13 protein-coding genes are annotated in these 13,876 nt (G+C 55.7%); 5 read left to right on the forward strand and 8 right to left on the reverse strand.

Features of this window, described 5'->3' with window-relative positions; genetic code table 11:
- The first annotated feature begins 50 nt into the window (after window positions 1-50).
- The gene (gene ecnB, locus AB6731_RS12280) at window positions 51-197 is read left to right on the forward strand and encodes a lipoprotein toxin entericidin B (protein ID WP_014168289.1); all 147 of its coding nucleotides are present in this window, start codon (window positions 51-53) and stop codon (window positions 195-197) included.
- 38 nt (window positions 198-235) lie between these two features.
- On the opposite strand, the gene AB6731_RS12285 is transcribed toward ecnB, so the two are convergent.
- Complete coding sequence (locus AB6731_RS12285) at window positions 236-835, reverse strand: LuxR C-terminal-related transcriptional regulator (protein WP_047743133.1); 600 nt, start codon at window positions 833-835, stop codon at window positions 236-238.
- Between the two features lie 262 nt (window positions 836-1,097).
- On the opposite strand from AB6731_RS12285, the gene sugE reads away from it, so the two are divergent.
- Entirely contained in the window at window positions 1,098-1,415 is a 318-nt protein-coding gene (sugE, locus tag AB6731_RS12290) for a quaternary ammonium compound efflux SMR transporter SugE (protein ID WP_047743134.1), read from the forward strand.
- On the opposite strand, the gene AB6731_RS12295 is transcribed toward sugE, so the two are convergent.
- Together AB6731_RS12295 and blaACT are read right to left on the reverse strand one after the other, a co-directional pair.
- Window positions 1,412-1,942: a lipocalin family protein gene (locus tag AB6731_RS12295; protein WP_014168292.1), complete on the reverse strand. Its 531-nt coding sequence runs from the start codon at window positions 1,940-1,942 to the stop codon at window positions 1,412-1,414. The two genes, sugE and AB6731_RS12295, sit on opposite strands and share 4 nt — an antisense overlap.
- Before the next feature lie 98 nt (window positions 1,943-2,040).
- Entirely contained in the window at window positions 2,041-3,186 is a 1,146-nt protein-coding gene (blaACT, locus tag AB6731_RS12300) for an ACT family cephalosporin-hydrolyzing class C beta-lactamase (protein ID WP_047743136.1), read from the reverse strand.
- A 132-nt stretch (window positions 3,187-3,318) separates the two neighbouring features.
- Here blaACT and ampR point away from each other — a divergent pair, with 132 nt between their 5' ends.
- A complete protein-coding gene (gene ampR / locus AB6731_RS12305) occupies window positions 3,319-4,194 on the forward strand; it encodes a LysR family transcriptional regulator AmpR (protein WP_047743138.1) in 876 nt (291 codons plus the stop codon).
- A 29-nt stretch (window positions 4,195-4,223) separates the two neighbouring features.
- Here ampR and frdD read toward each other — a convergent pair whose 3' ends face one another.
- The 4 genes from frdD to frdA are packed head-to-tail and all read right to left on the reverse strand — an operon-like array spanning window position 4,224 to window position 7,517.
- A complete protein-coding gene (frdD, locus tag AB6731_RS12310) occupies window positions 4,224-4,583 on the reverse strand; it encodes a fumarate reductase subunit FrdD (protein ID WP_020882959.1) in 360 nt (119 codons plus the stop codon).
- A 10-nt stretch (window positions 4,584-4,593) separates the two neighbouring features.
- Window positions 4,594-4,989, reverse strand: a complete 396-nt coding sequence (gene frdC / locus AB6731_RS12315) for a fumarate reductase subunit FrdC (RefSeq protein ID WP_014168296.1) — start codon at window positions 4,987-4,989, stop codon at window positions 4,594-4,596.
- A gap of 10 nt (window positions 4,990-4,999) precedes the next feature.
- On the reverse strand, window positions 5,000-5,734 hold the full coding sequence (frdB, locus tag AB6731_RS12320; protein ID WP_020882957.1) for a fumarate reductase iron-sulfur protein: 735 nt from the start codon (window positions 5,732-5,734) through the stop codon (window positions 5,000-5,002).
- Complete coding sequence (frdA, locus tag AB6731_RS12325; protein WP_371006417.1) at window positions 5,727-7,517, reverse strand: fumarate reductase (quinol) flavoprotein subunit; 1,791 nt, start codon at window positions 7,515-7,517, stop codon at window positions 5,727-5,729. The genes frdB and frdA overlap by 8 nt, the downstream gene beginning before the upstream one ends.
- A gap of 310 nt (window positions 7,518-7,827) precedes the next feature.
- On the opposite strand from frdA, the gene epmA reads away from it, so the two are divergent.
- Both epmA and yjeM read left to right on the forward strand, forming a co-directional pair.
- Window positions 7,828-8,805 (forward strand): elongation factor P--(R)-beta-lysine ligase, encoded by a 978-nt coding sequence (gene epmA, locus AB6731_RS12330; protein WP_020882955.1) that lies wholly within the window; start codon window positions 7,828-7,830, stop codon window positions 8,803-8,805.
- A 200-nt stretch (window positions 8,806-9,005) separates the two neighbouring features.
- The gene (yjeM, locus tag AB6731_RS12335; RefSeq protein WP_371006418.1) at window positions 9,006-10,505 is read left to right on the forward strand and encodes a glutamate/gamma-aminobutyrate family transporter YjeM; all 1,500 of its coding nucleotides are present in this window, start codon (window positions 9,006-9,008) and stop codon (window positions 10,503-10,505) included.
- 39 nt (window positions 10,506-10,544) lie between these two features.
- On the opposite strand, the gene mscM is transcribed toward yjeM, so the two are convergent.
- Window positions 10,545-13,868 carry a miniconductance mechanosensitive channel MscM gene (gene mscM / locus AB6731_RS12340; protein WP_025206261.1) on the reverse strand — a complete coding sequence of 1,108 codons (3,324 nt, stop codon included), beginning with the start codon at window positions 13,866-13,868 and terminating at the stop codon, window positions 10,545-10,547.
- Window positions 13,869-13,876: the final 8 nt, after the last annotated feature.

Consider the following 13,876-nt stretch of genomic DNA (forward strand, 5'->3'; position numbering starts at 1 on the left):
TTCTTAAATTGCTATACACAAAACAACTTTGGCTATAAAAGGACGATATTATGGTTAAGAAGACAATTGCAGCGATCTTTTCAGTCCTGGTACTTTCTTCAGTATTAACAGCCTGTAATACCACGCGTGGCGTTGGTCAGGATATTTCTGAAGGTGGTAGCGCAATCTCTGGTGCGGCAAGTAAAGCACAGCAGTAATTGAATAAACGGTACGGAACCAGACGGGTTTCGTACCGTCAGCTTTCTGATTCCTGCAGGGATAAAAACGGTGAATAACGCGTATCCATATGCAATTTCATGCGGATATTCCGTTTATAGGTATAGACCGTTTTACCGTTAATACTCAGGTGAGCCGCAATTTTCTGATTGCTGGCACCCTCCATCCACAACGTCAGCACTTTCTCCTCCTGGCGCGTCAGCAAAGGCGCGGTTACCTTTGGCTTTTCACTGTTCGCGTGCGAAATTAGTGCGTCGTGGATAACTGTCCCCAGTTGTTCAAGACGGGCATTTTTCAACAGCGATGACCAGACCGGGAATTGCTTCAGCCAGGTGGTCATTTCACTATCCTCACCCGATTGCAGCAAAATAAAGGGCACTCTTTCGCTGGCGTTCAGCAAAGATGAGAGGGACTGAAAGGGATGTACATCCTGTCTGAACCCATGCAGGTCAGCAATAACCAGCGTCGGTTTCCATTGCAGAATGTGCTCTCTGGCGAGGAAAAGATTATTCAGGCCGGTCACAACGACGTTTTCCGGAAATAAACCGGAATGATTGAGCCATGCTTCAAACCCGGTGCGGGTGAAGTGACAACGGTCAATCAAAAGAATTTTGAACATATTATATTCGCAGTCGGCTAGTGGTTTGGCTTCCTGCCATCAGAAAGCACATCATCATAGAGAAGTCGGATGAGTGATAAATGCCTGAACTACGCGGCATACTGCGGCTATTTCTTGCCTTAACATGTTCAGCACAAAAGGATTGAAAAAAAATCGCACGCTAACCAAAATATGAGGCGTAATCTTTGCCTTGCGGGACGACCCGTAAGCGCTTCCTTCATCGGGGACGGCCCCAACTTGCATTTAAGTTAAGGAGCCTGAAATGTCCTGGATCATTCTTGTTATTGCTGGCCTGCTCGAAGTGGTATGGGCGATAGGTCTGAAGTACACCCACGGTTTTACCCGCCTGACACCCAGCGTCATTACCCTTACCGCGATGATTGTGAGTATCGTTTTGCTCTCGTGGGCGATGCGTTCTTTACCGGTGGGGACAGCGTATGCCGTCTGGACGGGAATTGGCGCCGTGGGGGCGGCCATCACCGGGATCCTGCTGTTGGGTGAGTCAGCGAGTCTGACGCGTATCGCCAGCCTCGCCCTGATTGTGGCTGGTATTATTGGGTTGAAGCTCAGCACCCATTAATGGGGTTGTTCTACCCAGATGAGTTTCGACACATCAAACCCTTGCCGGGTCGCGACGTCCAGCATCTGCTGTTTCATCTCAGGTGAAAGGGTTGGGGTGCGAGAGAGGATCCACAGATAGTTGCGATCCGGCCCGCAGACAAGCGCGTGACGGTACTCTCTGTCGAGCGCTATCACGTTATATCCGCCATAGAACGGGCCAAAGAAGGAGACTTTGAGCGCGGCCCGTCGCGGGTCGCCGGTAAAGTACGCTTGTCCAATCGACTGCTGCCACATCTCCCGGTCCGGATTATAGCCCCGGTTGATAACCTGAATACCGCCGTCATCCATCGGGCTGTAATTTGCCGTGACCTTCTCTAAACCCCGTTCAAAACGGTGGTCAAGGCGCGCGATTTCATACCATGTTCCAAGAAAACGTTGTGCGTCGAAATTGCTGACAACGGTGACGCCAGGAGGGGGAGTCGGGGAGCTGCAGGCAACCACTAAAAACGCGGCTGTCACTGCGGCGATAACAGGCAAAATGCGCATAGGAGTTTCCTTACTGTTTTTTGTTAAGTGTAGATGACAGCAAGGAAAATGCGGGAATTTTGCATGCCGGGTGGGCATCAGCATCACCCGGCAAGTTGTTACTGCAGAGCGCTCAGAATACGGTATGCCGCTTCCACGCGCGCCGGGTTCGGGTAGCTCTTGTTCGCCAGCATAACAATGCCGAGTTCCTTCTCAGGGATAAATGCCACGTAGCTGCCAAATCCGCCCGTCGAGCCTGTTTTATGTACCCATGACGCTTTTACCGGTGGTGCAGGAGGGTTCACTTCTGCCACGGGCAACGGCGCAAGCGCTACTTTGTTGTCGCTGCCCTCCACCACGGTTTTGGCTTCTACCGGCCAGTTGAGCATCTCCCAGCCCAGGCCCTGGTACATCGAGCCTGTGCGCCAGTAGCGAGACTGTGCAAGCACCATGCCCTGCTTCAGTGAGGCATCCTGTACACCATCGGGGGCCATGTTAGCCACCACCCAGCTCGCCATATCCTTCACGTTGGTTTTCACGCCATACGCTTCGGCGTCGAGCATGCCCGGCGAAACGTGAACCGCTTTACCGTCACGATAACCCCAGGCGTAATGCTGTTCTTCTGACTTCGGAACGTTAATCCACGTATGGTTCAGGTTAAGCGGCTTCAGGACCCGCTCTGTCATCGCCTGCTCAAAGCGCATGCCAGAAGGTTTAACCGCCAGAGCCCCAAACAGACCGATGCTGGCGTTCGCATAAAGACGCGTGGTGCCTGGCGCCCACTGTGGTTGCCAGGACTGGTAAAAACGCAGCAGCGAGGCATTATCGGTAACCTCATCGGGCACCTGTAACGGCAGGCCACCGGCAGTATAGGTTGCCAGGTCCAGCATGCGAACGCCCTGCCACTGTTTGCCGGTCAGCTCAGGCCAGTATTTGGTCACCGGATCGCCCAGCGAAATTTCACCGCGAGCAATAGCATCGCCACCCAGAACGCCGGTGAAGGTTTTGCTGATTGAGCCCAGCTCAAACAGCGTTTGTGCAGTGACGGGTGTGTTCGCGGCGACATCGGCCTTGCCGAAGGTGAAGTAGTGCGGCTGGCCCTGATAGATCACGGCGACCGCCATACCCGGAATAGACTGCGCTTTCATCAGGGGCGTAACGGTACGTTCCACGACCTTCGCCAGCTGTGTTTCTGACATAGGTGCGGCTAATGCAGCGCAGGAGGTGCTGAGCAGCAGGGCGCAGCACAGGGATTTTTTCATCATCAGTTATCTTCCGTAATAGCGAGTCAAGGGAGTGTCCGGGCCCGTCAGACATACCCAGTCTGTTGGATTTGACTGTGGCTGACAAACGGTTAAATTTAGCATTAGCTGTTAATTTTTCTAACGGATGGGTCGATGACACGCAGCTATTTACCGCTTAATTCGCTTCGTGCCTTCGAAGCCGCTGCAAGGCACCTCAGTTTTACTAATGCTGCCATTGAGCTGAATGTCACCCATTCAGCCATCAGTCAGCACGTTAAGACGCTGGAACAGCATCTGAACTGTCAGCTGTTTGTCCGGGTTTCGCGCGGATTGATGCTGACGACAGAGGGCGAGAATCTGCTGCCGGTGCTGAACGATTCGTTTGATCGTATCGCCGGCATGCTGGATCGCTTTGCCAGTCATCGCGCGCTGGAGAAGCTTAAAATTGGCGTGGTGGGGACTTTTGCGACCGGGGTGTTGTTCGCGCAGCTGGATGATTTCCGTCGCCGCTATCCGCATATCGATCTGCATCTTTCGACCCATAATAACCGCGTCGATCCGGCCGCCGAAGGGCTGGATTACACGATCCGCTACGGTGGAGGGGCGTGGCATGGCACTGAAGCGACGTTTCTGTGTTCTGCGCCGCTGGCTCCGCTGTGCACGCCTGAAATTGCCGTCGGGCTACAAGCACCGGCGGACATACTGAAATTTACGCTGCTGCGCTCCTACCGACGCGACGAATGGTCGGCGTGGATGCAGGCCGCGGGCGAACTCCCGCCGTCACCAACGCATCGGGTGATGGTGTTTGATTCATCCGTTACCATGCTGGAAGCCGCGCAGGCCGGCGTGGGAATTGCTATCGCACCTGTGGGTATGTTCACTCATCTGCTGAACAGCGAACGTATCATTCAGCCGTTTGCAACACAGATTGAGCTGGGCAGTTACTGGTTAACCCGATTGCAGTCACGGACAGAAACCCCTGCAATGCGTGAGTTTGCGCAGTGGCTGGTGGGGAAAATGCAGAAATGAAAGGCCCGCCGGGAGGCGGGCCTGATGTATCAGATAGTAACCACGGCAATCAGCGTAACCACCGTCAGGATGGTTGCCAGACCGTAGAACACCCATTTCCCGCTCGGGACATGGATTTTCAGGTCATGCATCGCGTGGTGAATACGGTGCAGGCCACACCACAGCGGCAGGACGATCATCAGGAAGATGAACACACGGCCAATAAAGCTGCTGGCAAAGGCCAGTACTCGCTCGTAACCCAGCGCATCGCCCGGAAACAGCCCCAGTGGCAGCATAATACCGACCAGCAGGATGATGACCGGCGCGATGATGGCGCTCCACATCCCCCCTGCGCCAAACAGTCCCCAGAAGACCGGCTCGTCAGAACGTTTTGGATTTGGATTAATCACAGTAGTCTCCTTACCAGAACAGTGCGACAAACAGAATGACCACAGTGACGAGGATCGTCACTCCCCATAGCCCTTTAATGACAGGCTCTGGCCCCATTTTCTCGTCTTTAATGATGATGTTCGCCGCTTTTGGCGCCAGTTCAAACCAGGTTTTGGTATGAAGCAGCGCTGCCGCGAGCACAATCAGGTTCAGGATCACGATGATGGGGTTTTGCAGGAAGCCGACAAAGCTGGCCCAGGTTTCAGGGCCATGTTTGAGGGCATAAACGCCATACATCAGCTCCAGGCTGAACCAGACCGCCGGCACCGCGGTGCCTTCACGCAGCATATAGAAGCGATAAAACGGCAGTTTCTTCCACCAGGTGGACGGCATTGGCCGCACGTAGGCTTTGCGTTTAGTCGTCATTATGCACTCCTTAGCGTGGTTTCAGGGTGGCGATAAGAAAGTCTTTCGAGCTTTCCACTTTACCCTGCTGAATAGCGGCGGCCGGGTCGACGTGCTTTGGACAGACTTCGGAGCAGTAGCCCACAAAAGTACAGCTCCAGACGCCGTTCTGGCTGTTAAGCTGCGCCATACGTTCTTTTTTACCGTGGTCGCGGCTGTCCTCGTTATAGCGGTGCGCCAGGGTAATGGCCGCCGGGCCAATAAACTCTGGATTCAGGCCAAACTGTGGACACGCGGCGTAGCACAGACCACAGTTGATGCAGCCGGAGAACTGATGGTATTTCGCCATCTGAGCTGGCGTCTGGGTGTTCGTCCCCTGATCCGGCGTACGTGGATTGCCGATGATGTACGGCTTAATCGCTTCCAGACTTTCGATAAAGTGGGTCATATCGACCACCAGATCGCGTTCAATCGGGAAGTTACCCAACGCTTCTACTTTGATGCCTTTGGTGTATTCACGCAGGAAAGTTTTACAGGCCAGTTTCGGCACCTTGTTGACCATCATGCCGCAGGAGCCGCAGATTGCCATACGGCACGACCAGCGGTAGCTCAGGTCCGGCGCAAGGTTATCTTTGATATAGCCGAGCGCATCCAGCAGAGAGGTTTGCTCGTCATAAGGGACTTCATAGAATGCGCTGTGCGGTGCGGTGTCCACTTCCGGATTGTAGCGCACCACTTCGATTTTCAGTTTCTGCATCTCAGCCATTCGCCTTCTCCTTCTTCTCGGCGGCTTCTGCTTCTGCGCCATACACGCGTTTAGCCGGTGGCAACGTCGTGATTTTCACGTCGCTGTAGTCCAGACGGGTGGTGCCATCCGCATCGCGCCAGGCGAGAGTGTGTTTCAGGAAATTGACGTCATCACGTTCGGTGCAGCCTTCATCAAGACGCTGATGCGCGCCGCGTGACTCTTTACGTGCCAGCGCAGAGTGCGCCATACATTCCGCCACGTTCAGGCCGTGACCCAACTCAATGGTATAGAGCAGGTCTGTGTTGAACACGCTGGAGGTATCGGTAATGCGCACGCGCTTGAAGCGTTCCTGCAGCTCTGCCAGCTTATCCACGGTTTTTTGCATTAGTTCAGGGGTACGGTAGATACCGCAGCCTTCCTCCATCGACAGGCCCATCTCGTCGCGGATTTTCGACCAGTTTTCATTTCCTTCCTGGTTCACCAGGCTCTTCAGCCGTTTTTCGACGTCAACGACCTGGGCATCCAGCGCCGCGCTGTTCGCCTCGCAGGCGGTGGCAGCACGCTCCATCGCGCGTTCGCCCGCCATGCGGCCAAAGACCACCAGCTCCGCCAGTGAGTTTGACCCCAGACGGTTAGCACCGTGCAGGCCGACAGAAGAGCACTCGCCCACGGCAAACAGCCCTTTAATGCGGGTTTCGCACTGCTGATCGGTTTCGATACCGCCCATGGTGTAGTGGGCCGTTGGACGTACCGGAATCGGCTCTTTCACCGGATCGACGCCAACGTAGGCTTTTGCCAGTTCGCAAATGAACGGCAGACGTTCCAGCAGTTTCTTCTCGCCAAGATGACGCAGGTCGAGGTAGACCACATCGCCGCGTGGCGTGGCGATGGTGTTGCCTTTGCGCCACTCGTGCCAGAAGGCCTGAGATACTTTGTCGCGCGGGCCCAGTTCCATGTATTTGTTTTTCGGCTCGCCGAGCGGGGTTTCCGGGCCCATGCCGTAATCCTGCAGATAGCGGTAGCCATTTTTATTGACCAGGATCCCGCCTTCACCACGGCAGCCTTCCGTCATCAGAATGCCGGAGCCCGGCAGGCCAGTAGGGTGATACTGCACGAACTCCATATCCCGCAGCGGCACGCCGTGGCTGAGCGCCATGCCCATGCCGTCACCGGTGACGATACCGCCGTTGGTGTTGTAGCGGTAAACACGCCCCGCACCGCCGGTAGCCATGACCACCGCGTTGGCGCGGATCTGGACGAGGGTGCCTTCCATCATGTTCATCGCCACCAGACCGCGCGCCTGACCGTCATCAACCAGAATGTCGAGGACGAAATGTTCGTCAAAGCGCTGAATCTGTGGGAACTGAAGGGAGGTCTGGAACAGGGTGTGCAACATGTGGAAGCCGGTTTTATCGGCGGCGAACCAGGTGCGTTCGATCTTCATCCCGCCGAAGCGGCGAACGTTGACGCTGCCGTCCGGACGACGGCTCCACGGACATCCCCACTGTTCAAGCTGGGTCATCTCCGTAGGACAATGGTGTACAAAGTAGTCAACGACATCCTGCTCGCAAAGCCAGTCGCCCCCTGCAACCGTGTCGTGGAAATGGTATTCGAAGCTGTCATGATCCTGCGCAACGGCGGCGGATCCTCCTTCTGCGGCAACCGTATGGCTGCGCATCGGATAGACTTTTGAAATCAATGCGATTTTAGCGTTGGGATTAGCTTGTGCTGCAGCAATCGCAGCACGTAATCCAGCCCCGCCAGCGCCTATAACGGCAAGATCGGCTTGAAAAGTTTGCACGACATTCCTCCAGATTTTTGTTATTTCGCAACGCGATAAACTAAAGGTAGTTCACCCGTCCAAAAGGACGATTGCGAAAGCGTTTCCACTGCTCCTTTATGGGTAAAGCAGTATAACCGCGTGGATGTCAGGGAAATTTGACGTGTTCGATTTTTTTGCTGTTCTGTGCGGCGATTTATCGCGGTGAGTAATGAATTTCGTCGCGCAATTGTTCACCTAAATGAAATGCGCTTTTTTACTGCGCAAAATTTGTCTCCGTCCCTGGTAACGAGTAGACTTCGTGCCCTTGTCTGAAATCGGAGAAAAACTCATGAGCGAAACGGCCACCTGGCAGCCGAGCGCATCCATCCCCAACCTGCTAAAACGCGCTGCAATTATGGCGGAGATCCGCCGCTTCTTTGCCGACCGCGGCGTTCTTGAGGTGGAAACCCCGTGCATGAGTCAGGCAACGGTAACGGATATTCATCTGGTCCCGTTTGAAACCCGTTTTGTTGGTCCTGGCCACTCACAGGGCATGAATTTGTATCTGATGACCAGTCCGGAATACCACATGAAACGCCTGCTGGCGGCAGGGTGTGGCCCGGTCTATCAGCTGTGCCGCAGTTTCCGTAATGAAGAGATGGGGCGTCACCACAATCCGGAATTCACCATGCTGGAGTGGTACCGTCCGCATTATGATATGTACCGCCTGATGAACGAGGTGGACGATTTGCTGCAGCAGGTGCTGGAGTGCTCAGAAGCGGAAACGCTCTCTTATCAGCAGGTTTTCCAGCGTTACCTGGAAATTGATCCGCTCTCTGCGGATAAAGCGCAGCTGCGCGAAGTGGCGGCAAAACTGGATCTGAGCAACGTGGCAGATACCGAAGAAGACCGCGACACGCTGCTGCAACTGCTCTTCACCTTTGGCGTTGAGCCGCAAATTGGCAAAGACCGGCCGACGTTTGTATATCACTTCCCGGCAAGCCAGGCTTCGCTGGCGCAGATCAGCACCGAAGATCACCGCGTGGCGGAGCGTTTTGAGGTCTATTACAAAGGTATTGAGCTGGCGAACGGCTTCCACGAACTGACCGACGCACGCGAACAGCAGCAGCGTTTTGAGCAGGATAACCGCAAGCGCGCGGCACGTGGTCTGCCGCAGCAGCCTATTGATACCCATCTGCTGGAAGCATTGAAGGCGGGCCTGCCGGACTGCTCCGGCGTGGCGCTGGGCGTTGATCGTCTGGTGATGCTGGCGCTGGGCGCAGAACAGCTGGGCGAAGTGATCGCGTTTACAGTCGATCGCGCATAACGCACCGTATTGCCGGGTAGCGCTGTCGCTTACCCGGCTCACCTCTGATGTCAATTAACCTTTCCATTTCCGCATGACAACATTAAAAACTGCCACATTCTCTGTACGCAGGTCTTTTTCTTAATTTGCCCCTAATAGCCACAATATTAGTCTGGTCTTCTGCTACCATCCGCGCAGTTTAACTTCCTTTGGATGGCGCTATGTCCCAGTCACTTAAAAAAATGACCCTCACCGGGCTCATCCTGATGATTTTTACCTCCGTCTTTGGCTTTGCCAACAGCCCGTCGGCTTTCTATCTGATGGGCTACAGCGCAACGCCGTTCTACATCGTCTCGGCCCTGTTTTTCTTCATACCGTTTGCGCTGATGATGGCGGAAATGGGGGCGGCCTACCGCAAAGAAGAGGGCGGGATCTATTCATGGATGAACAACAGCATCGGCCCGCGCTACGCGTTTATCGGCACGTTTATGTGGTTCTCCTCGTATGTGGTCTGGATGGTCAGTACGGCGGCCAAGGTCTGGGTACCGTTTTCGACGTTTGTTTTCGGCAGCGATCACACTCAGGTCTGGTCTTTGGCCGGTCTGAGCTCCACGCAGGTGGTCGGGATTCTGGCCGTCTGCTGGATGGTGGTTGTAACGCTGGTGGCGTCTAAGGGCATCAACAAAATTGCCCGCATTACCGCCGTGGGCGGGATCTCGGTGATGTGCCTGAATCTGGTGCTGCTGGTGGTCAGCATTGCCATTCTGTGCCTGAACGGCGGACATTTCGCTCAGGAGGTGAACTTCGTTTCCTCGCCCAACCCGAGCTATCAGTCCGGGCTCGCTATGCTCTCCTTTGTGGTGTTTGCCATTTTTGCGTACGGCGGTATTGAGGCGGTGGGCGGTCTGGTCGACAAGACCGAGAACCCGGAAAAGAACTTTGCGAAAGGCATTATTTTTGCCGCGATAGTTATCTCCATTGGTTATTCACTGGCAATTTTCCTCTGGGGCGTCAGCACCAACTGGCAGCAGGTACTCAGCAACAACACCACTAACCTGGGCAACATTACCTATGTGCTGATGAAAAGCCTGGGGATGACGCTGGGACAAGCGATGAATCTGACACCGGAAGCGGCGGCAACGATGGGCGTCTGGTTTGCACGCATCACCGGCTTGTCCATGTTTCTTGCCTATACCGGCGCGTTTTTCACGCTGATTTACTCTCCGTTGAAAGCGATAATTCAGGGCACGCCAAAAGCGCTGTGGCCTGCACGCATGACGCAACTGAATACCGCAGGTATGCCCGCCAACGCCATGTGGATGCAGTGCCTGCTGGTCTGCGTGTTCATTTTGCTGGTGTCGTTTGGTGGGGATACCGCGTCAGCGTTTTATAACAAGCTGACCCTGATGGCGAACGTGTCGATGACGCTGCCTTATCTCTTTCTGAGCCTGGCCTTCCCGTTCTTTAAGGCGAAGGAGGATCTTGAGCGTCCGTTTGTGATTTTCAAAACGCGCGCCGCCACGCTGCTGGCAACCACGGTGGTGGTGCTGGTAGTGGCATTCGCCAACATCTTTACCGTTATTCAGCCGGTGATTGAGGCGAATGACTGGAGTAGCGCACTGTGGATGGTGGGCGGCCCAGTCTTCTTCTCGCTGCTGGCGATGGGGATTTATGAGAATTACCGCCGACGTTCTGTAGCGTTGCTGACGGAAGTGGCGTAGCGGTTAAACATTCCCCTCCCGGAAGGGAGGGGAGAAGGGTTACAAACTTCCTGCCGGGCGTGTGCGCGCCGCTGACGTTAACGTTCTTCCCGTTTTGCGCCCGTCCAGGCTTTCCAGACGCATCTGGAACGGTGGGAACGGCATATCAATGCCGTGCTCACGGAACCCTGCCAGAATCAGCTGGTGGATCTCATGACGCAGTGGCATACGGTGTCCCATTTCGGCGGCGTAAATACGCAGTTCGAAAATCTGGATCCCCTGTTGTAAATCCACCAGGAACACTTCCGGCGCCGGGTTGTCGATCACGAATGAACAGCGCTCCGCGGCAGTGTAGAGGATCTGAGTGACCTCTTCGCTGTTGGCATCCGACGGCGCAGGTACCGTCAGCACCACACGCGTGACGGAGTCTGATAGCGACCAGTTGATAAACTGCTCGGTAATAAACGCCTTGTTCGGCACGATGATCTCTTTACGGTCCCAGTCGCTGATCGTGGTGGCGCGCGTGTTGATCCTGGTGATGCTGCCGGTCAAATCGCGGATCGTTACCGTATCGCCAATACGAATCGGTTTTTCGAACAGAATAATCAGGCCAGAGATAAAGTTGGCGAAGATCTCCTGTAAGCCAAACCCTAACCCCACACCAAGTGCCGCCACCAGCCACTGCAGTTTCGACCATTCAATGCCAATCATTGAGAAGCCGACCAGCCCGCCAAACAGCATGATCAGATATTTGGTGATGGTGGTAATTGCGTATCCCGTCCCCGGGGTTAAATCGAGATGCTGCAGCAGGGCCAGCTCCAGCAGCGCCGGGAAGTTACGCACCAGTTGGGTGGTGATGATCAACACCAGAATGGCAATCAACACCGCGCCTAAGGTAATCGGCTCCAGGCTCTCCACACCTTGTACCGTGGACGTTACGTCCCACAGGGAGATGTTTTCCAGGAAGCCAAACGCGGAGTGAATTTCCGACCACAGGAAGATCACCGACAGCAGGGCAATCAGCATCAGGATGGAGCGTACCAGTCGCAGGGATTGGGTACTGATGGCATCCAGATCCAGCTCGACTTCGTCAGCTTCCGTCGTGCCTTCTGTGCTGTTGACATGGTTTGGCTCTTCCTCGCCACGCGCACGCTGGGCGAGGATCTCTGCCCGTCGGTGCTTGGCACGGTCGAACGCCAGACGGCGGCGCTGGATCAGCATCCAGCGGCGTATCACGTGATACACCACCAGAAGCAGGAACCAGATCGCCACCGAGGTTTCAAGCCTCGCCAGCAGCGCCTTGGCGGTCGCCAGGTAACCCACCGTCGCTGCCAGCATGGCAATCAGCGGTGCGCTCAGCAGCAGGTTCCAGAGCAGCCGGTTGAACATGTTGTCGCCGTTACCGGATTTATCCAGATAGAGCGGGATACCGGCGCGTTTCAGGCTGAGCGTGACAATTGCCAGCGCCCCGCATATCAGCATAAAGCAGAGGCGGCCCAGCGACCCTGAGAATTCCCGGTCGTTGAGTTTATCAAACATGATCAGCGCCATAATCAGCGGCACAATCAGTCCGATGCTCATCAGGTAGTAACGCATGGCGCGTGCAACGCGATTACGCGGCCAGCCGAAGTGAGCGATGAACAAACCGTTGGGCCGTGCGAACGTGGCGCAAATCATTACCACCCACAGCAGGGGCACCGTGGCAGTGACGCCATCGCCAATGGCCACCGCGAGCGGGTAGGGCCAGGCTTCCCGCAGGCCATATCCAAGCGTCATCCACAGGACCGGTAGCGGTGAGGCGACGAGAATCGACCAGAAGACGGTGCGTAACGTCAGCCAGAAGTGATCCTGCGTAACTTTCCCCACCCGGGCGCTGGAGCGTTCCAGGAATCGGGTGAAATACCGGCGCGAGTAAATGCTGAAGCCCACCAGAATCAGCGCGGCCAGCAGCGGGAAAATGGTCTCTTTACTGGTGAGCATCATCACGCTGGCCTGGCCCAGCTGGCTGAAGGTATCCAGCGAAATAAGGCGGCGCAGATCCTGGACAATCTCAATCGGCCACGAGAAGGTCATCGGCCGCACGTCGGAGGTCCAGAAGAGATAACGGTGCGTTGCCTCATTCACCTCTTTCAGCGCATCTTCCAGTTGGCTATTAGAGACCTTGAGCTTGGTCAGTTCCAGAATCAGCGTATCCCCGCCCTGGAGCAGGGAGTTCAGCAGTTCACGCTGGGTACGCAACTGGGCTTCCAGAATGCGGTTCTGCTCGCTGGTCAGCGGCTGTCCGTCAGCCTGACGGATCTGGCGGATTTGCGGCTGTTTGTTGAGCAGATCCTCAAAGTGCAGTCGCTGCACGCGCAGCTGAGCCATTTCGGTATCCAGCTGCTGCGGTTTGGGCATTTCCGGCAGGCGTGAGACCTGCGCGCGTAACGCTTCACCCAGCAGGTTTGATGACCCTAGCCACTGGGACTGCTCACGAAGTGTGTTAAGCGCCTGGCGGACCTGCAGGGTTTGATTGGTAGCCTGACGCTGTTGCGAGGCCACCAGATCCATACGCTGCGCCTGTTGGTTCAGCGCCGCAGAGAGCTCGCGGTTGACCTTAAACTGCTCAACGATGCCGCTGGGCAGGTTCGCGCTGTTTTCCGCCAGCAGTTCGGTGCTTTCAAGCGCACGCTCGGCTTCGCGCTGCCGCTGGCTGTTAAGCTGATTACGCAGGGCCTGCAGATATGCATCCAACTGTTCGCTCTGCTTCTGCGCCAGCTCAGAGCGCATCCGCGACAGCTCCTGGCGGTTATTGGCGGACAGCTGCGCCAGCTCCAGTTCATCGACAAGGGCTTTGAGGCGAGCAGATTCGGCCTGCAGCCCCAGATTCTGCGCCTGCGCTTGCGGCGTGTTGCCGCTTTGCGTGCCAACGCGACGCTCAACTTCATTAAGCTGGCGGCGGGCATCGGTTTGCTGCTGGGGAAGCTGGCTGAGCGAGTCGGCAATTTCACGCGCCCGCTCCTGCTCCTGCTGAGCCAGACGGCTCTTTTCCAGAAGCTGGCTGCTGACCTGGAGGATCTCCTGATTCAGCGCATCAGAAGACATGTCCGCCGGTATATCGCGCGGTTCATCACGCAGATTACTGAGCTGCGAGCGCAGCGTTTGCGAGAGTTTCGGGAAGTTGTCGATAACCTGCTGATATTGCTGCGCACGCTCAAGGGAGCCTTTTCGCTCCGCAAGCGCGTTCAGGGCGGACTGGAGCGACTCAACGGTCTCTGGCTGAGCGGGTTTTGCCGCTTTTGCCTGCTCCAGTTCCTGGGTTATCTGTTTTGCGTCGGGGGCTGTCGCTGCGTACGCCCCCATGCTGAGGCACCAGGCCATCAGTAGAACGATAATCGGGCGCACGTCAGCGA

The sequence above is a fragment of the Enterobacter sp. RCC_40 genome (assembly GCF_041360735.1).
In the GTDB taxonomy this organism is placed as follows: Bacteria; Pseudomonadota; Gammaproteobacteria; order Enterobacterales; family Enterobacteriaceae; genus Enterobacter; species Enterobacter ludwigii.

Bases quoted from the DNA above. Each gene is read 5' to 3' on its own strand.
- AB6731_RS12285 (WP_047743133.1), bottom strand. From the start codon at position 835: ATGTTCAAAATTCTTTTGATTGACCGTTGTCACTTCACCCGCACCGGG.
- epmA (WP_020882955.1), top strand. From the start codon at position 7,828: ATGAGCGAAACGGCCACCTGGCAGCCGAGCGCATCCATCCCCAACCTG.
- yjeM (WP_371006418.1), top strand. From the start codon at position 9,006: ATGTCCCAGTCACTTAAAAAAATGACCCTCACCGGGCTCATCCTGATG.
- frdB (WP_020882957.1), bottom strand. From the start codon at position 5,734: ATGGCTGAGATGCAGAAACTGAAAATCGAAGTGGTGCGCTACAATCCG.
- AB6731_RS12295 (WP_014168292.1), bottom strand. From the start codon at position 1,942: ATGCGCATTTTGCCTGTTATCGCCGCAGTGACAGCCGCGTTTTTAGTG.
- sugE (WP_047743134.1), top strand. From the start codon at position 1,098: ATGTCCTGGATCATTCTTGTTATTGCTGGCCTGCTCGAAGTGGTATGG.
- blaACT (WP_047743136.1), bottom strand. From the start codon at position 3,186: ATGATGAAAAAATCCCTGTGCTGCGCCCTGCTGCTCAGCACCTCCTGC.
- ampR (WP_047743138.1), top strand. From the start codon at position 3,319: ATGACACGCAGCTATTTACCGCTTAATTCGCTTCGTGCCTTCGAAGCC.
- ecnB (WP_014168289.1), top strand. From the start codon at position 51: ATGGTTAAGAAGACAATTGCAGCGATCTTTTCAGTCCTGGTACTTTCT.
- frdC (WP_014168296.1), bottom strand. From the start codon at position 4,989: ATGACGACTAAACGCAAAGCCTACGTGCGGCCAATGCCGTCCACCTGG.